The sequence below is a fragment of the Bradyrhizobium liaoningense genome, assembly GCF_018130825.1.
GTDB lineage: Bacteria > Pseudomonadota > Alphaproteobacteria > Rhizobiales > Xanthobacteraceae > Bradyrhizobium > Bradyrhizobium liaoningense_B.
Map to the genome: position 1 here is coordinate 1499675 of NZ_JAFCJS010000001.1, position 22772 is coordinate 1522446.

The following is a 22772-nucleotide window of genomic DNA, read 5'->3' on the forward strand; positions in this document are numbered from 1 at the left end:
CAAGCAACGATGCAGCCGACACGCAATTTGCCTGCCTATCGGGCGAGGCTGAGTAGCGGCAAGGCGATCGTAACGTTCACGCCATCGTCGAGCCACGAAACCGGCGTGGCAACAAACATCGTTTGGCGAGAGCGCAGACGGCGGGCGCAGGTCATGCCACTATTCTGATGCTTGATGTATCGTAATCCTCCCATAAGATCGCGTGCGGGAGTATAAACCCTGCTCAGGCTAGGCTGCCCGCCAAAATTCTTCTCGATCGAGATCGGTTGACGTCTCGAAATCCTGGGTTGCTCGTCGACCCGCTCCGTATCCCAGCCAATTCCGCAGGGCGCGATCATTTGTAAACGATGCCCCTAGAGCGGTGAACACTGTGCTACTGATCGCTTGTTGCTGGCTGCGTAGGTGATCTTCAAGAAGCTTGTGTCGAGTAACGTAGCCAGCATTAACGCCGGGGATCGAATGGTTCATCAAGAGCTTTGCATCGAACTCGGAGACACCAGCGGCTGTGGCGATGGTTCGAAATGTTTGACGTAGATCGTTCCCCCACTTCGAAAGCGTGTCTCGATCCTCCTTGGTTTCTGCTATGTGCCCTGACTCGCTGTCGGCGGGGAATACCCATTCTTTCGCTTGGGTCGGATACATCTTCATACCGAACCGAATTGCGCGAACGAGACACAGGATCATCTGCCGCGACAGCGGAATGTCGAAAGCCCGCTTCCTACCACCCTTGGGCTTTGAGATGTGCAGCGTTCGCCGCCGAAAATCAATGTGAGCCGGCTTAACCTCCTGCAACGCGGTTGGTCTGGACCCCGAAAGCAGCGTGAACAAGTGGAATTCGCGGCGGACTGGATTGTCGAGGGTAGCCAACTCCGCGAACCATCCCTTCAGATCGCGGTTGCCCATTCCGGTGTCGCGGCGCTCCTCACGGTTCCAGTCGACAGCGTCTGCGGGATTGTCGGGGGGCAGAGACCGGTTAGTCTTGCGGGCGTGATTGTAGATTGCGCGCAGCGTTCGCATGCTGCCGTTCGCCATGTACGGGCCATTCTTCTTAGTGGTCTCGTCGTGTTTCTTGGCCACTCGCGCCGGGTCCATTCCGAGCTCCCGCAACGGAGCGTCCAGCCAGTCAATAAAGACCCGCTCGACGTGGTCGCGATAGCCACTTATCGTCTTTTCGCTCCGACCTTTCCTAATGAGATGGGCCTCCAGATATCGTTGCCAGGCCTCCCGAAGCGTTATTTCGGCCGCGGGCATACTATTCGGGACGGTTTCACCAGCGTTGGGCCGAACCTCTTCTTTCGCCGGTTTTGGGTGCTTCCCCTTACTGATCTGGGCCAGGTATTCCTTCGCTGTCGCGCGCGCAGTCCGGGTCGACATCTCCGAAGTGTCCCCGATAGACACCCTGACAGATGAGGCGCGCTTTCCATTCTGTCGGAGATCGCCCTGGACCGTAAATGTCCGTTTTCGCTTTCCGACGACGACGAAGAAGCCCTTGAGCTCGGTGTCGCGCGCCAGATACCAGCCATCTTTTGGAGTAGGCAATTGGGCAATCGTTTTGTCGGTCAGGAGAATGCGAATGTCGGCCATATGAGTGTCCTGAGGCGCTAAAACGGTTCTCAAACGGTGATGATGAATTGAGGTGTTTGAAGGTTTGAGTGCGAAGGACTGCGAAGCTATGCGAGAAAGGCCTGCAAACAAAAGGGGATTTGAGAAATCGTCGTAGTGTGGCGCGCGTTCAGAAACAGCAGCGAATTGATCGTGTTGAACTCTTAATCAGCGGGTCCCAGGTTCGAGCCCTGGTGCGCCCACCATATAAATCAATTGCTTGCAGCGATTGGGTATCAGAACGGGCTCTTCAACGGGTCGTTTTCGACGTCCAGCTGCGTCAGAAGCTCCTCGATCTTGCCAAACACGTCGAGCGCTCGTGGACGGGCCGTTCGCGCCGACACAACCCGGCATCACGATCTCGCAGCTCTTCAATCAGCAAACGAAGATTCGGTGTCGCTGTCAGTCTTCGTCGTGATTTGGCATTCCTTCCGCCCAAGCCCTAAAGCGTCGGCTCGAACTGGCAGTGCACGAGCATCTCGGAGACCGAGGCGTTGTTCGGCAGCATGAGTGCAGTTTCCACCAGGCGGGCGATGTCGCCGGGCTGGCTCATCTCGTGGCGGGGAATCTCGTCGTCGTTCAGCGTCATGTCGGTGGCAACATAGCCCGGGCAGATCACCGTCGCCCGAATGCCGGCCGCACGTCCTTCCCGGCGAATGCCGTGGGTGAGTGCGACCACGGCGAACTTGGTCATGGCGTAGCCGACATTGCTTCCAACGCGCTTGCCGGCGAGGGATCCCAGATTGACGACCCGGCCATGACCGCAGACGGCCAAATGAGGGAGGGTGGCTCTGACGAGGCGCAGGGGACCCTTGACGTTCACGCGCCACATTTCATCCAGCTCGTTCTCGCCCTCGTCGGAGACACGGACCTTCGGATTGATGCCGGCCGCATTGACGATGGCGTCGACGCCGCCCCACCGCGCGACCGTTGCGTTGACCCAGGCGATCGGGCTCTTGGCGTCTTCGGCATCATAGCGGTGGGTCATGAGCCTCTCGCTTTCGGCGAGACGGCTCGGATCGCGAAGCCCCGCCGATACGCGGAAGCCCGAGGCCAGCAGCCGGTCGACGACGGCGCGCCCGATGCCGCGCGAAGCCCCGGAGACCATGACGATCCGATTGCCGACTTCCAACATCCTAGTCCGTCTCCCATGGCTGAGCGAAGCGCATCGCGAAATCTAAGGGGATGCGCGCGGCGACGAGTAAGAGAAATTCACTCTGCCTGCATCGGGTGTGCTTATGGCTCGCGCGCCCGACGAGTTTCGGCGGGATATTGGATGTCCTTATGAGGGCAGAACGAATCCGCTGTATGCGCGTGCCAATCTCCGCACGTAACTTTCCGCCGCTCTGGCTGACTGCAAGAGAGCCTTGCGGATGGGATTTTCGGACTACCGAACGGCGTTGGTGACGGGCGCGTCCTCAGGTATTGGGGCTGCGACGGTTCGGCGCCTCCGCGCCGAGGGGCTCGAGGTTCATGCGCTGGCGCGCGACGTTCGCCGGCTGGCCAGCCTGTCGGCCGAGACGGGATGTCACGCCTGTGCGGTCGATGTGAACGATCGCGACGCCTTGGAGCGCCTTGCGAGCTCGGCCGAATTCGATGTTCTCGTCAACAATGCCGGCCAGTCGCGGCGCGGCGATATCCTGGATACAGCGCCCGACGATGTCGACACGCTGGTCGACGTCAATCTGCGGGCGGTCCTGCACCTGACGCGGCTGATCGCACCAGGCATGGCGCGACGCAACCGCGGCCACGTGGTCAATGTCTCGTCGATCGCCGGCCACTATGCCTTCGGCGAGAACGCCACGACATTCAATTCATCCGTGGCCTATCACGCGACGAAGGCCGGCGTTCATTCGTTGTCGCAGCAATTGCGCGTCGATCTCTACGGCACCTGCGTTCGCGTTACCGAAGTCTCGCCCGGGCGCGTGGCGACGAGCATCTTCCAGAACCAGAACGCCGCCGACAATCCGGATGCCCGCTTCGTCGGCGGCTTCGAGACGCTCCAGTCCGAAGACGTCGCGGATGCCATTGCGTTCGCGGTGGGATCGCCGGCGCGGATGAACGTCGCGATGATCGAGGTCGTACCCACGTTCCAGGTCGTCGGCGAACTGCGATTTGCGAGCCGATCCGAGGCTGCGCGCTTGAAAGACATGAGAAGTGGAGCTGACAATGCCTGAACTCGCAAACCGCCTCAAGACCGTGAAGGTGTCGGCCTCGGCGGCGATGACGGACAAGGCGCGCGAGTTGCGGGATGCCGGCGTCAAGATCGTGGGCCTGTCGTCCGGCGAGCCCGACTTTCCGACGCCGCCGCATGCGATCGAGGCCGCACATCGGGCTGCCCTCGCAGGCGATACCAAGTACCCGGCGCAGCCGGGGACCGTTGCGCTGCGGACCGCGGTCCAGCGCAAGTTCAAGCGCGAGAACAATCTCGACTACGCCCTCGACGAGATCCTGATCGCCAATGGCGGCAAGCAGATCATCTTCAACGCGCTGTTCGCGACCTGCAATCCCGGCGACGAGGTCGTCATTCCGGCGCCGGGCTGGATCACCTATGCGGACATCGTTCTCCTTGCGGAGGCGACGCCCATCGCGGTGCCTTGCCCGGAGAACAACCAGTTCAAGCTTCGTCCGGCGGACCTGGATGCGGCGATCACGTCCCGGACGAAGTGGCTGATCCTGAATTTTCCCAACAATCCGACGGGCGCTGCCTGTACGCGCGAGGAGATGCGCGCGATCGCCGACGTCATGCTGAAGCACCCCGACGTCTGGATTCTCACCGACGACATCTATGAACATCTCACCTATGACGGTTTCGAGTTCTGCACCATCGCGGAGGTCGAGCCGAAGCTGAAGGATCGCGTCGTGACCGTGAACGGCGCGTCCAAGGCCTACGCCATGACCGGGTGGCGGGTCGGCTATTGTGGCGGTCCCAAGGACCTGATTGCGGCGATGAACAATGTCCACGGTCAGGCGACCGGCGGAATCTGCACGGTGAGCCAGGCAGCGGCCGTCGCGGTGCTGGATGGACCGCAGGACTACCTGAAGGAGCGCGCCGACATCTATCGCGATCGGCGCGATCTGGTGGTCAAGCTCCTCAATCAGATTCCGGGCATCACCTGCCACAAGCCCCAAGGGGCCTTCTACGTGTTTCCGAACATCGCCGGCTGCATCGGCAAGATCACAAAGGGCGGTCGGCGGCTGGAAACCGATGCCGACTTCATCTCGGCCCTGCTGGAAGAGCAGCATGTCGCAGCCGTACCGGGCGGCGCCTACGGCATGAGCCCGTACTTCCGGATCTCCTACGCAACCGATACCGAAGCGCTGAAGGAGGGCTGCCGGCGTATCGCGAGCTTCTGCGAAAGCCTGCGCTGACGCGTCAATATGTCAGGAGGCTTGGCCCTCGGCGGAGAACGAAAGATGCAGCCAGCGGCATTCGTCGACCAAGATCGGAGCAGGATGCCGAACCAATTGTCATAATCCTTCCTAATGCCCCTAAACGAAGATGTTCTTGGTCCTGTAGGATGTCGACGCATAAGCTTTGTGCAAAGAGGGGTGTTGCCTTGGTATCGAGCAGTCGAGGACGGCCAGCGATGACCACCAGCGACGATGCGGTGGCAGTCTTAGGTGTTCAAGCTCCACCGGCAACCCGGCGGGCACTGAGGTGGCGCCTGGCTCTGCCGGTCGGGCTTCTCGCCGTCCCGATGCTGGCATTCCTGACGTACTTCTTCTTCTATCCGGCGCTCGGGCTGCTGCTCTCGAGCATCCAGACCCAGGACAGCCGCGGCATCATCGGCCGTCCGTTTACGCTGGCGCACTACGCCCGTCTGGTCAACGTCGAGCTCTACGCGCGCGTGCTCTGGACCACGCTGCGGATCAGCATCATCACCTCGGTGCTTGCGACAGTGCTCGCCTATCCGGTCGCCCTGGTGATGGTCAAAAGCCGTCCGATGGTGACGCGCATCATTACCCTGATCGTCATCGCGCCCCTGATCGTCAGCGTCGTCGTTCGCGGATACGGCTGGCAATTGGTGCTCCAGAACGGTCCGAAAGGAATGCTGAACTGGATCCTGATGTCGCTGCACATCGTCGACGCGCCGATATCGGTCCTCTACACCGAGGCCGCCGTCGTCATCGGATCGCTGCACGTGTTCTTCCCGATGATGGTTCTGCCGCTGGCCTCGGCGCTCGGCAAGATCGATCCCAACCTCGAAGATGCAGCCCGGATGCTGGGCGCGCCATGGTGGAAGGTGTTCCTTCGGGTGACGCTGCCACTGAGCATGCCCGGCTTCGTCGCGGGCTTTACCCTGGTCTTTTCGCTCACCGCCGGCTCCTTCGTCATTCCGGCGATCCTGGGCGGTGCCTCGGCGGTGATGCTCGGCAATCTGATCGAGCAGCAGATCTTCGTCGTCTACGACTGGCCGTTCGGCGCCGCGATCGCCGTCGTTCTCGTCGGCCTCGTCCTTGCGGTGAACGGCGTCTCGATGTGGCTTCTGGAAGGCCGGCGGCTCAGGAGGCCCGAGTGATGGACGAGCGGTTTTCCGGCTTCGGCGCCTTCATCCTCTACAGCATCACGGCCGGCATGATGCTGTTCATCCTGGCGCCGCTGCTCCTCGTCATGGCGGTGTCGGTTTCCGATTCCTATTTCGTGACGTTCCCGCCGCAGGGCTTCACGTTGAAATGGTACGCCAAAGTTCTGCAGGACCGCGACTTCCTCGAGGCGATGCGGCTGAGCATCCTGCTCGCGCTCGGCACCACGGCGGGCTCGCTCCTGCTCGGCGTGCCTGCGGCCTTCGCGCTGGTGCGCGGCCATTTCTTCGGTCTGGCGGCGATCAAGGGATTCCTGCTGTCGCCGCTGATTTTTCCGGCGCTGGTCACGGGCCTGGCGCTGCTTCAGGTGCTGACCAAGCTCGGTTCGCAGGATGCGCGGCTCAACCTCCTGATCGGGCACGTGGTCGTGACGTCGCCTTATGTCATCCGAACCGTCGTCACCAGCCTTCAGCTCGTGGATGAGAACCTGGAGGATGCCGCGCGCACCCTCGGCGCAAACCGGCTGACGACCTTCTGGCGCGTGACGCTGCCGCAGATCGCCTCGGGCGTCGCCGCCGGCGGCCTGTTCGCCTTCATGGTGTCCTTCGACAATTACCCGGTCACGATGTGGCTGGCGAACTCGGAGTACTCGCCCGTGCCGCTCGTCCTGATGCGGCAACTGGTCAACGTCTTTGACCCTTCCGTGCCGGCGATGTCGACGATCATCATCCTGATGGCGATGGTCGGCGTGCTGCTGCTGGAGAAACTGGTCGGCCTTCGCCGCGCGCTGGCTGCCTGATGTGCATTGGTTAGATGGAGATTGGACCCATGAAGCTGACACGTAGGACTCTCATTAAGGCCGGTGCATCCGCGGTTGCTTTCCCGACGATCATCAGCCGGTCGTGGGCGCAGGACGCCAAGCAACTGCACGTCGGCGTCTACAACTCCGCGCTGGGCAAGCTGATCCAGAAGGAGGTCATTCCGAAGTTCGAGGCCGAGTTCAAGTGCCGCGTCTTCACGATCGAAGGCGCGACGCTTTCCAACATCGCCGCTCTGCGCGCCACGCGAGATACGCCGCGCTTCAGCATGATGATGATGGACGATGTCGGCATCCCCCAGGCCAAGCAGGAAGGGCTGATCGACAAGCTCGATGCCGGGAAAATTCCCAACCTCGAGAAGGTCTATAAGCGCTATCTGTTCGAGGATGGCTACGGCGTCGGCTTCTCGATCTCGAGCGCGGCCATGTTCATCAATCCGCAGGTGACGAAGCCGCTCGAGAGCTATGAGCAGATCTTCGACGCGAAATATCGCAAGCAGATCCTGCTGAACACGCCCAAGAACACCCAGAGCGTGTTGATGCTCATCGTGGCGACGGCGCTCACGACAGGCAAGCCGCTGCAGGAAGCGCAGTACCTGGTCGACAGCGGCTGGGACAAGCTCGCGGCTCTCAAGCCCAACGTCCTGACGATCTACGATAGCGAGGCGCAGGTGCTCCAGGTGGCCCAGGGCCAGGCAACGATCGGCGGCATCGAATATTCGAAGGCGATCTATCCGCATACGGCCAAGGGCATGCCGATCGACATGACCTTCCCCAAGGAGGGCGCCTTCACCGGCATCAACAGCATGACGCTGGTCAAGAATGCACCCGAGCCGGAGCTCGCCTGTGCCCTGATCAACCGCATTCTGGAGCCTTCGGTCGCCAAGATGCTGTCCGAGCAGACACTCAGCGCGCCCTCGGTCGGCGGCATCGACTTCAAGCCGGAGACGGCCAAGTTCCTGGCCTATCCCGACACCAAGGCAACCGATCTCGGACTGTTCACGCCGGACTGGAAGTTCATCGTTCCGCGCCGCGGTCCGTGGCTGGAGCGCTATAATCAGGTGTTCACGAGCTAGGACAGGCTGTCATGAGGTCTTCCGAAGTCAGGCTTGACCGCCTCAGCAAGGAATATAACCGCACCGTTGCGGTCGACGACGTCTCGCTCACGATCGAGCCCGGCCATATGGTGGCGCTGCTCGGTCCGAGCGGATGCGGCAAGACGACCTGCCTGCGCATGATCGCGGGGCTGATCCGCCCGACATCCGGCGACGTCTTCGTGAACGACAAGAGGATGACCGATGTTCCCGTGCATCGGCGCAATGTCGGGATGCTGTTCCAGAACTACGCGCTGTTTCCTCATCTGACCGTCGAGGAGAACATCGCCTTCGGCCTCGAGATGCGCGGCATATCCAAGGCCGATGCCGCAAGGAAGGTGGGCGAGGCGCTCAGCCTCGTGCAGCTCTCCAGCTTCGGCAAGCGCTATCCGGCGCAGCTCTCCGGCGGCCAGCAGCAGCGCGTCGCATTGGGGCGGGCCCTCGTGATCGAGCCGGCCATGCTGCTGCTCGACGAGCCGCTCGGGGCGCTCGACAAGGGGCTTCGCGAGAGCATGCAGGTCGAGCTGCGCGCGCTTCAGCGCAGGCTCGGCCTGACCACCGTCATGGTGACCCACGACCAGGACGAGGCCCTGACGATGGCCGACAAGATCGTGGTCATGCGCGACGGCAAGCTCGAGCAGGTCGGTTCGGCGACGGAAATCTACCAGCGTCCGGCCTCGAAATTCGTCGCGCAGTTCATCGGCGCGTCAAATCTGTTTCAGGGGCCCGTCGAGCAGCGCAACGGAAGCGGAGCGGTCATTCGTGTCTCGCCCGAATTGAGCCTTCAGGTCGATCAGATCCCGTCGTCGGCCAGCGACGTGATGGTTTCGATCAGGCCCGAGGCGATCGTGGTCGAGCGCGCTGGCCAAAGCCCGGCGTCGCAACGCGCCAACAGCGTGACGGCGCGCGTCGACCAGGCCATCTATCGCGGGTTCGTCAGTCACTACTATCTCAAGACGCCGAGTGGCGGCCAGATCATCGTGTTCGAGCAGAACCAGTCGCAGCAGGCCGGGCTCCGATACGCGGTGGGCGAGGAAGTCGTGGCGCGGTGGGAGTCGCCGAGCAATCACGTCATTGCGCGTCACTGAAGCCGGAGGCGAGTGCAGCGTCTTGCGGGCAATCGACATCCCTTATACCCGCAGACGAACATCGTCTTGGATCGGCTTGCGCTGCTTGGCTAGATCTAAAGCATGATCCGGAAAAGTGCGAAGCGGTTTTCCGAAAAGATCATGCGTAACAACAACCTGGAGCGCGATGGCGATTCATCCAAATCTCATCGCGCTTTAGGGGTGGCAGCGCCACGGGCGTTCGACCAGCGAGGCCCTTTTGTCGATTAATCAGCCCAACGCTCCTTTTGTCGGCACGATCGAGAAAAGCCCGAAGATCAGCCTGATCGGCACGCTTGCGATGCTGGTCGAGGCACCGGGTGATTTCGACCTGGTGCAGCAGGGCCGCATCTGGGCCCTTGCGGATGCGGTTTCCACCTGGCCCAACGTCCAGGAGGCTGTCATTGGCGTCACCAATGTGATGCTCGTATTCGAGCAGCCGCCGGCGGATATCGGCATGCTCAGCGCTTCGATCGTCGAGCTGTGGCATCGTGTGCCCGGCCGCAAGGCCGACGGCAAGCTCATCGAGATTCCCGTGGTCTATGGCGGCGAGCTCGGCTTCGATTTGCCGGCAGTCGCAAGCCGCGCCGGACTGCCGGAGCGCGACGTCATCAGGATTCACAGCGAAGGCGAATACACCGTCTGTGCGATCGCGAGCTCGCCGGGGTTCGGCTACCTCCACGGCCTCGATCCACGCATCACCATGCCGCGCAAATCCGTGCCGTCGCTCAACATGCGCGCAGGCTCGGTGACCATCGGCGGAATGCAGACAGGTGTTGCGGTGCTGACAAGTCCGAATGGATGGAATGCCATCGGCTGGGCCTCGATCGCCATGTTCGATCCGCGGTCCGAACGGCCCTCGCTCATGCTGCCGGGCGACCGTGTCAAATTCAGGATCGATCGGATCGAGCTGTGATCGAGATCCTGACCAGCCCCGCCTTCAACACGATCCAGGACCTGGGCCGCCACGGCGCGCGCCGTTTCGGCGTGAGCACCTCGGGCGCCATGGATCCCGTCGCGCTCGCCGCCGGCAATGCGCTGCTCGGCAACGACGACAATGCGGCCGGCATCGAGATCCAGACCTTTCCGTTCCGCCTGCGCTTCTCGGCCGAGACCGCATTTGCGCTCACCGGCGCCGATCACGACGCGACGCTGGCCGGATCAACCGTTCGGCCGTGGTGGTGCACGCGGGCGAAGGCGGGCGATGTTCTCGCGATCACCGCGCCGCGGCGTGGTGCGCGGGTCTACACGACGTTCGGCGGCGGTATCGATGTTCCGCGCGTGCTGGGTTCGCGCAGCACGCATGTACGCGGCGGCTTCGGCGGGCTCGAGGGCCGTACCTTGCAGGCGGGCGACGTCGTGCCGATCGGGAGTTCGTCGCACAGCGGCGAGGGCCGCTTCGACTTCGGCGTCGTGCCGCCGGATGTCGCGATCGAAGGCGCCGCTCCAGCGGATGATCGCGTGCTGCGGATACGCGTCATGCGGGCAGGCGAGTACGACCTGTTTTCCGAGGCGATGCAGGCGACGTTCTGGTCGACGCGATGGAAGATCAGCGCTCAGAGCGATCGAGGCGGCTACCGCCTCGCCGGCGGCAAGCTGACATTGGACGCGCCGGTCGAGATGCGCTCACACGGTGTGGTGGCCGGCGTCGTGCAGGTGCCGCCGGCCGGCGAGCCGATCATCCAGATGAGCGATGCTAATACGGCCGGTGGCTATCCGAAGATGGCGGCCGTGATCCAGGCCGACCTCTGGCGCCTCGGCCAGGCGGCACCGGGATCGGTCATCGCCTTCAGTGAGGTGAGCTATCAGGACGCGGTCGCGGCCATGGCTCCCGTCAACGACTATCTCGCGAAGCTGCGCGCGACCGCAGATCTCTATCGAGCGCTTTGAGTGGACGTCAACAATAACAAGAGCAGGGTACGAACATGAAAATCGGCATCAATTCGGACATGGGCGAAGGTTTTGGCAACTATCGCATCTGCGACGACGAGGCGCTGATGGGTATCATCTCGTCGGCCAACGTCGCGTGCGGTTTCCACGCCGGCGATCCCATCATCATGGATCGCATGGTTCGCCTGGCAAAGCAGAAGGGGGTCGAGGTCGGCGCCCATCCGGGCCTGCCCGACCTGCTCGGATTCGGCCGCCGCGTGATCCAGATGGACGCCGCCGAGCTCGAGAAGCATATGGTCTATCAGATCGGCGCCTTGCAGGCGATCGCGGCCAATGCGGACTATCGCGTGACCCATGTCAGCTTCCACGCCGCGATGGGGAACATGGTCAATGCCGCCCCTGACATGGCCGATGTCGTTGCCCGTGCGATTGCGACCATCAACCGCGATTTCATCGTGTTCTCGCAGCCTGACGCCGAGATCGTGCGCGCCGCGCGCAAGGTGGGCCTGCGCATCCTCACTCTGTTCCTGGCTGACCGCGCCTATGACGAGCACGGCCATCTGGTGTCCCGCAAGCTTCCCAACTCCGTCATCACCTCGACCGAAGCGGTGGCCGAGCGGGTCAAGCGTTTTCTGGACAGCGGCACCGTGCAGACCATCGAGGGCAAGTCGATCAAGGTCGACGCGCGCTCGATCCTGATCCACAGCGACACGCCCGGATCGGTCAACCTTGCCGCGACCGTGCGCCGCGTGATCGAGCAGGGCGGCGGCGAAGTCACGCCCGCGACCGTCTTGCTCAACTGAGCGTGCGGATGCGCACGACCGGTGTGCCGTAGCCGATCGTAGCGCCAGGCTCCGCGATCACGGCATCGACGGTGCCGGCGGCCGGCGCCACGATGGGCGCATACAAGAGCCCGATCTTGACGAGGCCGACGATCGCCCCGGCCTCGATGCACTGGCCCTGTGCGACGAGCGGCTTATCCCGCCAGGGATGAGCCGCGAGGAAATGCCCCGCGACGTCTGCTTTGGCGACGACGGAATGATCATCGGCGGGGACGGCGAGCGTCGGTGACACGGCCATTCGCGGTCCCGTGTCGACGACGAGCTTCAAGGACTGGCCGGGCTCCTCGATCTCGATCGTGTCGACCCCGGACCTTTCGAGGATCTGCGCCAGACGCGCGATATCGGTCAGCTCTATCGGCATGTTCTGCTCTCCTCGACAAGGCGCACATTGGTCCTGAGCCGGTCGAGATAGACCGACATCTCGGCTTCGGCTGCCAGCGCGTCGGCGTAAGCGGTTTGCTCGAACCGCAGTCTGCTGCCGAGCCGCGCCTGCCCGACGCGCCACAGATCGGCGCCGATCACGGTTGCGATCTTCGGGTAGCCGCCGGAGGTCTGCGCGTCGCGCATCTGGATGATCGGCTGTCCGTTCGGCGGAATCTGGATGACGCCGGGGACGATGCCGTGCGAGCGTTTCTCGATCGGTGCCTTCGGCTTCACGGCGGGGCCTTGCAGGCGGTAGCCGTAACGGTTGCTCTGCGGCGTGATCTTCCAGCTGCTGGACCAGAACAGCGCCTGCGTGGCGGCGTCGAACCCGTCATACTCGCCGGCAATCACGACCCTGACGATGGTCTCGTCCGCGCCGGTGTTCGGCCGCGCCAGCGTGATCTCGGCCGGCTCGACCCCGAGCTCGCCGATGGTCGAAGTCGACACGGCGCAGGGCAGGATGTCGCCTGGTTGGAGCGGCCGTCCGCGCCAGCCGCCGAACTCGCCGCGAAACTGCGTGCTGCGCGAGCCCAGCACCATGGGCACGTCGATGCCGCCGCCAACGGTCAGATAGAGCCGTGCGCCGCGGGGCATTGCCTTGATGGTCAAGATATCGCCGGCACGGGCGTGCGACCGCCACCATGGCGGGATCACGCGTCCTGCGATCTCGGCCTCGACATCGGCGCCCGTGAGCGCAAAGGCCATGCCCCGGCCGAAACGAAGCTTGAACGGCAGCATCGGGATTTCGATGCCGGCGGCGTTCTCGTCGTTGCCAACAAGAATGTTGCCGGCACGCAGCGCGACATCGTCCATCGCACCCGACGTGCCGACCCCGAAGCGATACTGGTCGAAGCGGCCGAGATCCTGGACGCTGGCGGGCCCCGTGACTGACAAGATCTCGATCACCGGATCACCCGTTCGATCTCGAAGCGGATCGTGTCGCCCGGTGCGAGCGCGGCTGGCGTCGGCCAGGACGGATCGAAGAACGTCCAGCTCGTGTGCCCGATGGCGTGCCAGCCGCTGGGGCCGGGCGATGCGGAGATACCTGTCTGCGATCCGCCGATGGAGACCGAGCCGCCCGCGGAGCGTTGCAGCGGCGTCTGTCGCCGCGGCATGGTGATGCGCGGGTCCATGCCGCCGAGATAGCAATAGCCGGGATGGCTGCCGAGCGCGAACACGGTGTAGAGCGGCGCGGCATGGATCGAGACCACGTCGTCGACGGACAGGCCGCAATGATCGGCGACGGACTGAAGCGACGATCCGATCTCGCCGCCATAGGTGACGGGCAGCCTGATCTCGCGGCCGCCGATCGCGAGGCTGTCCGCCGCGTCCCAGCCGTCGTTGAGAGCGGCGATCAAGGCGTCCAGCTCGCGCGGAGGGGTCTCGAAAGTCAGCATCATGTTGGTGATGCCGGGAATGGCCTCGCGGATTCCTGGCCATTTCGACGCGGTGGCCGCCAACGCCCAGATGCGCCGCTGATGCGGTAGGTCGAACGCGCCGGGCGCCTCGAACAGGAGCGCCGACGTCCCGAGCAGGCTGATCCGCGGCCGGTCCGTCGTCGTCATGGCGCGGCAACCTTCGCGTTCATCCAGTGCTCGAGATGGTGGATGTCGTAGCCGCCACGGCAGAACGTGGGATCGGCGAGGATCGCCTGATGCAACGGCACATTAGTTCGGATGCCTTCGGCGCGCAGCTCGGACAAGGCGACACGCGCACGCGCCATAGCTTCCTCGCGGGTGCGGCCGTGGGCAATCAGCTTGCCGATCAGCGAGTCATAGTGTCGGGGAACTGTGGCGCCGGCGGTGATATGCGAATCGACGCGGATGCCGATGCCGCCGGGAACGTCCCAGCGCGTCACCGTGCCGGGCGAGGGCGCGAAACTGGCGGGGTCTTCGGCATTGATGCGGAATTCAATGGCATGGCCGACACGCGCGATGTCGCCCTGCGCGATGCCCAAGGGCTCGCCTTGCGCGATCCGGATCTGCTCTTTGACGATATCGATGCCCGTCGTCATCTCGGTGACGGGATGCTCGACCTGGACGCGCGTGTTCATCTCGATGAAGAAGAACTGCCCGTCCTCGTAAAGGAATTCGAAGGTGCCGGCGCCGCGATAGCCGATCCGCCGGCAGGCCTCGACGCAGCTTGCGCCCACCCGCTCGATCAGCGCGCGGTCGATGCCGGGCGCGGGAGCCTCCTCGACCACCTTCTGGTTCCTGCGCTGCAGCGAGCAGTCGCGGTCGCCGAGCCAGAGATGGTTGTCGTGCTGGTCGCACAGCACCTGGATCTCGATATGGCGGGGTTTTTCGAGGAATTTCTCGATATAGACAGCAGCGTTCTTGAAGGCCTTGCTGGCTTCCGCGCGGGTCAGCGCCAGCGCCTCGTCCAGTGCGCCTTCGCTGCGCACGATCCGCATGCCGCGTCCGCCGCCGCCGCCGGCAGCCTTGATGATGACGGGATATCCGATGTCCTGCGCGATCGCGCGCACCTCGGCCGGATCATCGGGCAGGGCGCTGTCCGGCCCCGGCACGCAAGGCACGCCCGCCAGCCGCATCGCGCGCTTGGCCGCGACCTTGTCGCCCATGGTCCGGATACAGTCCGCAGGCGGGCCGATGAAGGTGAGACCGGCGCGCGCGACCCGATCGGCGAACTCCGCGCTCTCCGAGAGAAATCCGTAGCCGGGGTGAATTGCCTGGGCGCCGCTGACCTCGGCTGCGAGCAGGATCGCCGCAACGTTGAGATAGGTGCTGCTCGCCGGCGCCGGCCCGACGCAGAGTGCCTCATCGGCGAGTGCGACATAGCGTGCGTCGCGGTCCGCCTCCGAGTGAATGACGACTGTCTTGAGACCCATCGCCCGACAGGCGCGCTGGATGCGAAGCGCGATCTCGCCGCGATTGGCGATCAGGACCTTGTCGAACATCAGGATGAACCCGCAGGACCGATCCGGAACAGGGCTTGACCCGCTGCGATCTCCTCACCGTTCTCCGCGAGAACCGCGAGCACGACGCCGGGCGCCTCGGCGGCAATATCGATGAAGGTCTTCATCGCTTCGATGATGCAGATCTTCTGCCCGACCTCGATCCGTGCGCCGACCTCGACCAGCGGCGGCTCGTCCGGCGCCGCAGCCCGGTAGAAGATGCCATGCATCGGCGCGGGCACGACAATGTCGGCGGTGGCCTCGGGAGCAGCGCGTTCCTGGTGATCGAGCGTGGGGGCGGCCTCAACCGTGACCCGGTTTGCATGGTGCGCCGAGGCCGGGGGCGCTTCTGCAGACGCGCGCTTGAGGATACGGATGCGGGTACCGTCTTGCGTAAGATCCAGCTCCGCGATGGAGGAGCGCGTAACGAGATCGACGAGTTGTTCGATTTTGGCGAGGTCCACAGTCACGTTCCGCGTTGCAGGCCTGTCGAGTTCGGGGCGTTCATGCGTCACTCCGCAGGCGGCCGGCTCTTCTGTGCAAAATTGAGGCCGCCGACGACCTGCTGGGTCGGCAGGACTTCCATGAAGGCGACGTTCATGCGCGCCGGCGATCCAACCGCGAACGCAATCGAATTGGCGATGTCCTCGGGCTGAAGCGAATCATAGTCGTCGAAGAAGCGACGCTTGGCTTCGGCGAGGTCACCGAGCAGCCGGCCGAAAACCTCGGTCTCGACCCGGGCCGGCGATATCTCGGTGACGCGAACCCTGGTCCCGTAGAGATCGACACGCAGCTGCTGCGACAGCGAGTGAATGCCCGCCTTCGTGGCGTGATACACGGTGTTGCCGCCGCCGAATGCGTAGTGGCCGGCGATCGAGGAGATGTTGACGACATGGCCGCGGTCGCGTTGCGCCATGCCCGGCACGACCAGCCGCGTCAGATGCAGGACCGCGCGAAGATTGACGTCGATGAGGGCGTCGACATCCTCCGCCGTGGTGTCCAGGATATTGCCGCGCCGGGACTGGCCGGCATTGTTGACCAGGACGTCGAACTCGGCCGACTTCGCCAATGAGGCAAGCGCGTCGAGGTCGCTGATGTCGACGGCGCAGGTGCGGCATCCGGTCTCCGCCGACAGGGCGCTCAGGCGAGCGGCGTCGCGGGCGACGGCGTAGACTTCGAGCCCTTCCGCACTCAGGCGGCGAACCGTCGCAGCTCCTATTCCGGAGGATGCGCCCGTCACCAGGGCCGTCCGATAGTCCGAAAATCCCATCCGCGAGGGCTCCTCTGCTACCGTCCAACCCGCTGGTGGCGTCGGCTGCAACGCGAGCGGCGGACGAGTTCAGCACTAGCTATAGGCCCCTCAGGTTCCCAGTGGTAAGAACAATTCCTTCTGATCCCATAGCTTCAGCCTATCGCTGCTGCATTGCTCCCTGACGGGATATCCGGAGACGCCGTATTGGATACGAAACGCTTGGAGGCCTTCATCAAGGTCGTGGATCTCGGCAGCATGACGAGCGCGGCGAAGGTGCTGAATGTCGCGCAGCCGGCCCTGAGCCAGCACATTGCGAGCCTGGAGGTTGATTTCAAGTGCAAGCTGCTCGACCGCAGCGCCCGCGGGGTCAAGCCCACCGAGGCCGGACGAATCCTCTACCGCTATGCCAAGTCGATCCAGCGGCAGATCGAAGAGGCGAGGCGCACCATTCTGGACAACAAGCCGGAGCTGACCGGCAACGTCACGATCGGCCTGGCCCCGCTCAGCTCGGCGGCATTGCTGGCGACCCCGCTGCTGATGCAGGTACGCGAACGCTATCCCGGCATCGTGCCGCACATCTACGACAGCTCCGGGGTCATGCTCAGCGAGATGATGCTGAAGGGGAGCATGGATATGGCTGTCCTCTATGGCGAGCGCCCGGTGACCGGTCTCGATTACAAGCCGCTGATGCGCGAGTACTTTTATCTTGTCGTACCCCGCAGCATGTATCCGGTGCAGATGCCTCCGGAGGACGTTTCGGCGGCGGAGGTCGCGCAATTCGACCTGCTGCTGCCATATCGGGAATCCTTCCTGCGGCAGACGGTCGAGCGGGTCTGCGCCGAGGTCGGACTCCGCCCGCGCATCGTCGCCGAGATCCATTCCCAATCGACCCTCTCTTCGGCGATTGCGGCCGGCGTGGGGGCGGCAGTGCTGCCGATGTCGATCGCAAAGGAGTTGCCGAACCTCGACGAACTCTGCATTCGGAGGATCGACGCGCCGTCGGCCTCGCAACAGATGTCGCTCTGCATTTCCGATAACGCTGCTTTGTCCGATGCCGCATTCGCCGTCTACAAGATCCTGCTCGAGATCATCGTCAAGACCTGGGGACCGCTCGGTATCCATCTCGGCTCGACCGCCATCGCCACGGGTGCCCCAACGTCGCCTCTGGATGGGCCGAAGGACGAGCCATAACGAAACACGATGCGGCAATCCTAAAATCTGAATTTGCCGCCCCAAGGCGGTTGGTTATGGAGGTGTAACGGAGATCGCGACTGCAAGGAGGTTATCATGGTGCATGTGATCAGGACATTCGACCGGCCCGCCGCCGAGCTTGTCGAGCGCATCAAGAAGTTTCCTCCGTCCACCCTGCACGAGGCGCAGGGGCGCTCGGGCGCGCTGACCTCCCGCATCAAGCCAATCTATTCCGGCATGCGCGCCTGCGGACCGGCGCTGACGGTGAGCTGCCATCCGGCCGACAACATCATGCTGATCACGGCGATTTCGCTGGCCAAGCCCGGCGACGTGCTCGTGGTGAGCGCGGGCGATCATCCCGAGCAGGGCGGCTTCGGCGAGGTGCTGGCGACGGCCTGCGTCGCCAAGGGCATCGTCGGGCTGGTCACGGATGCCGGCGTTCGCGACGGTCTTGCGGTGCGTGACACCGGCTTCAACGTCTTCTCCTACGGCCTCTGCATGAAAGGCACCGTCAAGGAGACCCTCGGCACCATCAATCAGCCGATCGTCATCGGCGGCATTGCCGTCCGCCCCGGCGACATCGTCAGCGCCGATGACGACGGCGTCGTGATCGTGCCGAAGGAGAACATCGCCGATGTCTGCGCCAAGTCGGCGGCGCGCGAGGACAAGGAAGCCGGCGTGATGAAGGCGCTCAAGGCCGGCGGCGACATTCTCGAGCTCTCCGGCATCGGCAAGGTGCTCGAATCCAAGGGCTGCACTTTCGCCTGAGGGGACAAGCGCCGCACGGACGCAGTGATGGGAGATCAGGTGTCAGCCATTCTCGGCTCTGGAGAGCATCGCTACCGCGTCGTCGATAACTGGGCGAAGTTGCCGGATGGCTGGCAGCTCACCGACGTCGCCTCCGTCGCCGTCGACAGCAAGGATCGCATCTACGTCTTCAACCGCGGCGCCCATCCGATGGTGGTGTTCGACCGCGACGGCAATTTCCTGCGCAGCTGGGGCGAGGGGCTGTTCTCCCGCGCCCACGGCCTGCACATCGATGCCGACGACAATCTCTACTGCACCGATGACGGCGACCACACCGTGCGAAAATGCACGACGGACGGCAAGGTGCTGCTGACGATCGGCGTCCCCGAAAGGCCCGCACCGTTCATGAGCGGCGATCCCTTCCATCGCTGCACCCACACGGCCTTGTCGCCGAAGGGCGAGATCTATGTCTCCGACGGCTACGGCAACGCCCGCATCCACAAATTCACGCCGGACGGCAAGCTGATCAGGAGCTGGGGCGCGCCTGGCACCGATCCCGGCCAGTTCAATATCGTGCACAATATCGTCGCCGATGCCGATGGCTGGGTCTATGTCGCCGATCGCGAGAACCATCGCGTGCAGGTGTTCGACGGCAACGGCAAGTACGAGACGCAGTGGAACAATCTGCACCGGCCGTGTGCGCTGTGCTGCTGCGGCGGGGCTAAGAACCCCACCTTCGTCATCGGCGAGCTCGGTCCCGCCATGCCGGTCAACCGCAAGGTGCCCAATCTCGGCCCGCGGCTGTCGATCGTGGACGCCAGGGGCAAGCGCATCGCGCGGCTCGGCGGCGAGGACGGCCCCGGTCTTGCGAGCGGCAAGTTCCTCGCGCCGCATGGTATCGCGCTGGACTCCAGGGGCGACATGTATGTCGGCGAGGTCGGCGTCACCGACTGGAAGACGAACTTTCCGGACGAGGACATGCCGGAATTGGTCCGCACCTCGCGTTGCCTGCAGAAGCTGGAGCGGGTGGCCGACGGTCCGCGCTAAGTAAGGCGAACCTCCCCGGCCGGTAGCGACCTCCCTGCGCCTGGTTGCCCTATCACGAGAAGGAACGTCGATCGCGCGACGCTAGTTGCGTTGTGGCATGCCGGCCGGAACGACTGTCTGTACGATCGACGAATCGAGAGCTTCATAGGCGTGCAGGCCGATCGTCGCGTAGAGCTCCGCCCGCGTCTGCATCCGCTCGACGACCCCATGCGTACCGCCGTCACGCGAAATCGCCGCGTAAAGCTCCGCCTGGGCCTTGTTCGCCACGCGCAGTGAAGAGACCGGCCAGATCACCATCGCGTAGCCCATGGCCTCGAACTCGGCGGCCGTGAAGAACGGCGTCCTTCCGAACTCGGTCATGTTTGCGAGCAGGGGGACATCAGGCATGCGCTCCGCAAAGGCACGGAACATCTCGGCCGTGTTGAGCGCTTCCGGAAAGATCGCATCGGCGCCCGCTTCCATGTACAATCTGGCGCGTGCGACCGCTCCGTCGAGGCCTTCGCTAGCGGCGGCGTCGGTCCTGGCGATGATCACGAGATCGCGCCGCGCTTTCGATGCGGCCGCGATCTTGGCCGCCATATCGTGCGCATCGGCGATCTTCTTGTCGTTCAGATGGCCGCACTTCTTCGGCAGGATCTGGTCTTCGAGGTGAAGCGCGCCAGCGCCGGCGTCCTCGAAAACGCGGGTTGCGTGCATCACGTTCAGCGCCTCGCCATAGCCGGTGTCGGCGTCGACGAGGAGGGGCAATCCCGCGGCGCGGACGATCTGGCGGACGAAGAAGGCGACTTCATCCACGGTGATGATGCCGAGATCAGGCAAGCCCATCGACGCCGTCATCGCGGCGCCCGAAAGATAAAGCGCGTCGAAGCCGGCCGCTTTGGCCTGCAGCGCCGCCATGCCGTTGTGAGCGCCCGGCAGCTGCAGGATGCCGGGCCGCTTCAACAGCTCGCGGAAGCGGCGGCCGGCGGATTCGCGGGGAAGGTCGGCGGCAACGAGATAAGTCATCTAAGAGAGCTCCGGGAACGTTACGCGCTGCGTCGTGCTTGCGCGGTGGATTTGGCAGTTCGATAGAGCACGTTGCCTTCGAACAGCCGTCTGGCGGTGCGGTACACCGCGCCATGAATGGCCCGCGCCTTTGCGGGATCACCGGCATGTTCCACGGCTGCATCGACCACGGTCGTGCCGGAGGGATGGGCGACGGTGATCGGGCCATCGCCGGGGCGGGCCAGCCGGTTCGCAAGCGTGCCTTCGATGCGTACCGCAATGGCAAGGCAGGTGGCGCCGGTGATCGGGACCGCGCGGTGCGGCTGACCGATCGAAATCATCCGGATGCCCAGCGACATGTCCGAAGGCTCAAGCCGCCGACCCGACAATGTCGTCATCTGGCGCGGCGCCACGATCATCGCGACCTTGGGCACGCTCGGGATCTCGGCTGCTGCGGCGACATCGGGCGCAAGGCCCATCGCCACGGAGGCCGCGCAGCGAATCGCTTCCATCCGTTCGAGAAAGACCGGATCGCTCTCGAGTGCCTCGGGCATCTCGCTGCCGTCCTTGCCGAGCGAACCGGCGGCGACGAAGACGCAGGGGTTGGCGGCATCGACGAGCGAGGCCTCGATCGAACCAAGACCGGGGATGTCGAAATGATCGCAGGCGCGACCGGTCGGCAGCAGGCGACCGGTCCTGGTGCCGCCCGGATCGACGAATTCAAGCCGGACCGGTGCTCCCTGTCCGCCGACGCCATCGATCGTCATCTCGCCTTCGGTCTCGACCTCCCCGTCAGCCATGGGGAAACGTGCAACGATGATCTTGCCGGTGTTGGTGTTGTGAATGCGAACGACGGCCTCGCCGTTCTCCGGCGCCTTCACCAGGCCTTCGCTGACGGCGAACGGGCCCATCGCCGAAGACATGTTGCCGCAATTTGCGCTGTAGTCGACCGCGGCGCTCTTCACGGAAATCTGCGCGAACGTATAGTCGATGTCGGCATCCGGCCGCGTCGGCGAGCCGACGACGCAAACCTTCGACAGAGACGACAGCCCGCCGCCCATTCCGTCGAGTTGACGGCCATTGGGATCGGGCGATCCCATGACGGACAGGAAGATCGGGTCCCACTGCGCGGGATCTGCCGGCAGGTCCTGTCTGTTGAACACGACGGCTTTCGACGTGCCCCCGCGCATGAAGGTCGCCTTGAGTTTGCTTTGTGGCATTGGGTGGCTCTCTGCATACCATTGTATACTTTGGATACCACTGTATACATTAAGGCGCGGGACTGCTACCCTTATTCTATTCGGTGGACGCCTGCTGCCTCGTTCCAGACAGTCAGCGCGACGCCGAATATCCTGCGTCGTTCGCGTGCCTCGTAGGACCAGACGCAGATCATTGATGGATGGTTTGGCGCGTTACGCTCTTACGAGCAGCTCCTGCCGAATGAGATCGGAAAGCCTTCATGACCGACGAGATGGTGTTGCCGGACCGCACGAAGTTCGCATCTGCTGCCGACTACGCCTACGCGGCGCTGCGGCGTGAGATCGTCGAAGGGCGCTTTGCTCCAGGGCGGCGCATGCGCGAAGTCGAATTGGCGGAACATCTCGGCATCAGCCGAACGCCAACGCGCCAGGCGCTGACGCGGCTCGAGCTCGAGGGCTTGCTCGATCTTCGCCCGCGGACCGGGCTTGTCGTGTCCGTTCTCGACCTGGATGCGGTCGAAGAACTCTACGAGATGCGCGCAGCGCTCGAAGGTACCGCGGCCGCGATGGCCGCAAAGCATGCGAGTCCGAAAGATCTGGCCGCACTGGCCAGACTTGTCGCCGGGGGTGAAAAGCTCGATCGCGAGCCGGTCAAGCTCTATCGGCACAACAGGGAATTGCACGACGCCATTCAGGTCGCTGCCCACAATCGCTATCTCGAAAAGAGCTTGTCAGCCCTGCAAGATGCGATCGCGCTTCTGGGGCCGACGACGTTGGCCGACAAGGGCCGTTTCGCTGTCGCTCAGGCCGAGCACGCCGCCATCGTGCATGCGATTTCGCAGAGAGACGGCGAGAAGGCTGACCGTCTGGCGCGCACCCATGTCCTGAATGCGCTCGAGACCCGTCGCGCGATCCTGACGAAAGAGCGGGAGCTGGAGGCGCGCCGCGAACAGGACGGTGTCTGAACCGGCCTGCGAGCGAGGCTGATCTTGTTGCTTGCAGCGCCGCTTCGTTCGGCCTCCTAACTCTTATTAGTTTCCATATCCGGCTGTTTTTACGAGGTTTTTCCCGGAAAACCAGATCGCCTCGAATTATCTTGCATTCCATTGTATACATTGGTATCCATCAGAATACAGA

General features: G+C 63.7%; 23 protein-coding genes. 13 read left to right on the top strand and 10 right to left on the bottom strand.

The window, feature by feature from the left end:
• Positions 1-228: 228 nt before the first annotated feature.
• Both JQ603_RS07360 and JQ603_RS07365 read right to left on the bottom strand, forming a co-directional pair.
• The gene (locus JQ603_RS07360) at positions 229-1584 is read right to left on the bottom strand and encodes a tyrosine-type recombinase/integrase (protein ID WP_212337750.1); all 1356 of its coding nucleotides are present in this window, start codon (positions 1582-1584) and stop codon (positions 229-231) included.
• A gap of 460 nt (positions 1585-2044) precedes the next feature.
• A complete protein-coding gene (locus JQ603_RS07365; protein WP_212337751.1) occupies positions 2045-2737 on the bottom strand; it encodes an SDR family NAD(P)-dependent oxidoreductase in 693 nt (230 codons plus the stop codon).
• A gap of 238 nt (positions 2738-2975) precedes the next feature.
• Between JQ603_RS07365 and JQ603_RS07370 the strand changes: the two genes are divergently transcribed.
• The 9 genes from JQ603_RS07370 (at position 2976) to JQ603_RS07410 (ending at position 11839) form a co-directional block, all read left to right on the top strand.
• Positions 2976-3779, top strand: coding sequence for an SDR family oxidoreductase (locus JQ603_RS07370; RefSeq protein WP_212337752.1), 804 nt, complete (start codon positions 2976-2978; stop codon positions 3777-3779).
• Positions 3772-4974, top strand: coding sequence for a pyridoxal phosphate-dependent aminotransferase (locus tag JQ603_RS07375; RefSeq protein WP_212337753.1), 1203 nt, complete (start codon positions 3772-3774; stop codon positions 4972-4974). Before JQ603_RS07370 ends, JQ603_RS07375 begins: the two co-directional genes overlap by 8 nt.
• A 218-nt stretch (positions 4975-5192) precedes the next feature.
• Positions 5193-6125: an ABC transporter permease gene (locus tag JQ603_RS07380; RefSeq protein ID WP_212337754.1), complete on the top strand. Its 933-nt coding sequence runs from the start codon at positions 5193-5195 to the stop codon at positions 6123-6125.
• Positions 6125-6928 carry an ABC transporter permease gene (locus JQ603_RS07385; RefSeq protein WP_212337755.1) on the top strand — a complete coding sequence of 268 codons (804 nt, stop codon included), beginning with the start codon at positions 6125-6127 and terminating at the stop codon, positions 6926-6928. Before JQ603_RS07380 ends, JQ603_RS07385 begins: the two co-directional genes overlap by 1 nt.
• Positions 6929-6957: 29 nt before the next feature.
• Positions 6958-8022: an extracellular solute-binding protein gene (locus JQ603_RS07390; protein WP_245003409.1), complete on the top strand. Its 1065-nt coding sequence runs from the start codon at positions 6958-6960 to the stop codon at positions 8020-8022.
• A gap of 11 nt (positions 8023-8033) precedes the next feature.
• The gene (locus tag JQ603_RS07395; RefSeq protein ID WP_212337757.1) at positions 8034-9128 is read left to right on the top strand and encodes an ABC transporter ATP-binding protein; all 1095 of its coding nucleotides are present in this window, start codon (positions 8034-8036) and stop codon (positions 9126-9128) included.
• Positions 9129-9366: 238 nt separating this feature from the next.
• Entirely contained in the window at positions 9367-10062 is a 696-nt protein-coding gene (gene pxpB, locus JQ603_RS07400; protein WP_212337758.1) for a 5-oxoprolinase subunit PxpB, read from the top strand.
• Positions 10059-11036 carry a biotin-dependent carboxyltransferase family protein gene (locus JQ603_RS07405; protein ID WP_212337759.1) on the top strand — a complete coding sequence of 326 codons (978 nt, stop codon included), beginning with the start codon at positions 10059-10061 and terminating at the stop codon, positions 11034-11036. Before pxpB (JQ603_RS07400) ends, JQ603_RS07405 begins: the two co-directional genes overlap by 4 nt.
• 35 nt (positions 11037-11071) lie before the next feature.
• The gene (locus JQ603_RS07410; RefSeq protein WP_212337760.1) at positions 11072-11839 is read left to right on the top strand and encodes a LamB/YcsF family protein; all 768 of its coding nucleotides are present in this window, start codon (positions 11072-11074) and stop codon (positions 11837-11839) included.
• Here JQ603_RS07410 and JQ603_RS07415 read toward each other — a convergent pair.
• From JQ603_RS07415 to JQ603_RS07440, 6 genes are read right to left on the bottom strand one after another with little or no spacing between them, the layout of a single operon-like run.
• On the bottom strand, positions 11832-12239 hold the full coding sequence (locus JQ603_RS07415) for an acetyl-CoA carboxylase biotin carboxyl carrier protein (protein WP_212337761.1): 408 nt from the start codon (positions 12237-12239) through the stop codon (positions 11832-11834). The genes JQ603_RS07410 and JQ603_RS07415 overlap by 8 nt on opposite strands.
• Positions 12230-13207, bottom strand: coding sequence for a biotin-dependent carboxyltransferase family protein (locus JQ603_RS07420; RefSeq protein WP_212337762.1), 978 nt, complete (start codon positions 13205-13207; stop codon positions 12230-12232). Before JQ603_RS07420 ends, JQ603_RS07415 begins: the two co-directional genes overlap by 10 nt.
• Positions 13204-13866 carry a 5-oxoprolinase subunit PxpB gene (gene pxpB / locus JQ603_RS07425; RefSeq protein ID WP_212337764.1) on the bottom strand — a complete coding sequence of 221 codons (663 nt, stop codon included), beginning with the start codon at positions 13864-13866 and terminating at the stop codon, positions 13204-13206. The genes JQ603_RS07420 and pxpB (JQ603_RS07425) overlap by 4 nt, the downstream gene beginning before the upstream one ends.
• Positions 13863-15218 carry an acetyl-CoA carboxylase biotin carboxylase subunit gene (accC, locus tag JQ603_RS07430; RefSeq protein ID WP_212337766.1) on the bottom strand — a complete coding sequence of 452 codons (1356 nt, stop codon included), beginning with the start codon at positions 15216-15218 and terminating at the stop codon, positions 13863-13865. The genes pxpB (JQ603_RS07425) and accC overlap by 4 nt, the downstream gene beginning before the upstream one ends.
• Positions 15218-15679, bottom strand: coding sequence for an acetyl-CoA carboxylase biotin carboxyl carrier protein (locus tag JQ603_RS38395; protein WP_212337769.1), 462 nt, complete (start codon positions 15677-15679; stop codon positions 15218-15220). The genes accC and JQ603_RS38395 overlap by 1 nt, the downstream gene beginning before the upstream one ends.
• Positions 15680-15726: 47 nt before the next feature.
• Entirely contained in the window at positions 15727-16485 is a 759-nt protein-coding gene (locus tag JQ603_RS07440) for an SDR family oxidoreductase (RefSeq protein ID WP_212337771.1), read from the bottom strand.
• 186 nt (positions 16486-16671) lie between these two features.
• On the opposite strand from JQ603_RS07440, the gene JQ603_RS07445 reads away from it, so the two are divergent.
• The 3 genes from JQ603_RS07445 to JQ603_RS07455 all read left to right on the top strand — a co-directional run bounded on the left by JQ603_RS07445 (position 16672) and on the right by JQ603_RS07455 (position 19452).
• Complete coding sequence (locus tag JQ603_RS07445) at positions 16672-17658, top strand: LysR substrate-binding domain-containing protein (RefSeq protein WP_212337773.1); 987 nt, start codon at positions 16672-16674, stop codon at positions 17656-17658.
• Positions 17659-17754: 96 nt separating this feature from the next.
• Positions 17755-18426 (top strand): 4-carboxy-4-hydroxy-2-oxoadipate aldolase/oxaloacetate decarboxylase, encoded by a 672-nt coding sequence (locus JQ603_RS07450; RefSeq protein WP_212337775.1) that lies wholly within the window; start codon positions 17755-17757, stop codon positions 18424-18426.
• A gap of 39 nt (positions 18427-18465) precedes the next feature.
• Positions 18466-19452, top strand: coding sequence for a peptidyl-alpha-hydroxyglycine alpha-amidating lyase family protein (locus JQ603_RS07455; RefSeq protein WP_212337777.1), 987 nt, complete (start codon positions 18466-18468; stop codon positions 19450-19452).
• An 81-nt stretch (positions 19453-19533) separates the two neighbouring features.
• Here JQ603_RS07455 and prpB read toward each other — a convergent pair whose 3' ends face one another.
• Both prpB and JQ603_RS07465 read right to left on the bottom strand, forming a co-directional pair.
• Complete coding sequence (prpB, locus tag JQ603_RS07460; protein ID WP_212337778.1) at positions 19534-20457, bottom strand: methylisocitrate lyase; 924 nt, start codon at positions 20455-20457, stop codon at positions 19534-19536.
• 20 nt (positions 20458-20477) lie between these two features.
• On the bottom strand, positions 20478-21656 hold the full coding sequence (locus JQ603_RS07465) for a 2-methylaconitate cis-trans isomerase PrpF family protein (protein ID WP_212337779.1): 1179 nt from the start codon (positions 21654-21656) through the stop codon (positions 20478-20480).
• Between the two features lie 239 nt (positions 21657-21895).
• Here JQ603_RS07465 and JQ603_RS07470 point away from each other — a divergent pair, with 239 nt between their 5' ends.
• Positions 21896-22600: a GntR family transcriptional regulator gene (locus JQ603_RS07470; RefSeq protein WP_212337780.1), complete on the top strand. Its 705-nt coding sequence runs from the start codon at positions 21896-21898 to the stop codon at positions 22598-22600.
• The last annotated feature ends 172 nt before the right edge of the window (positions 22601-22772 follow it).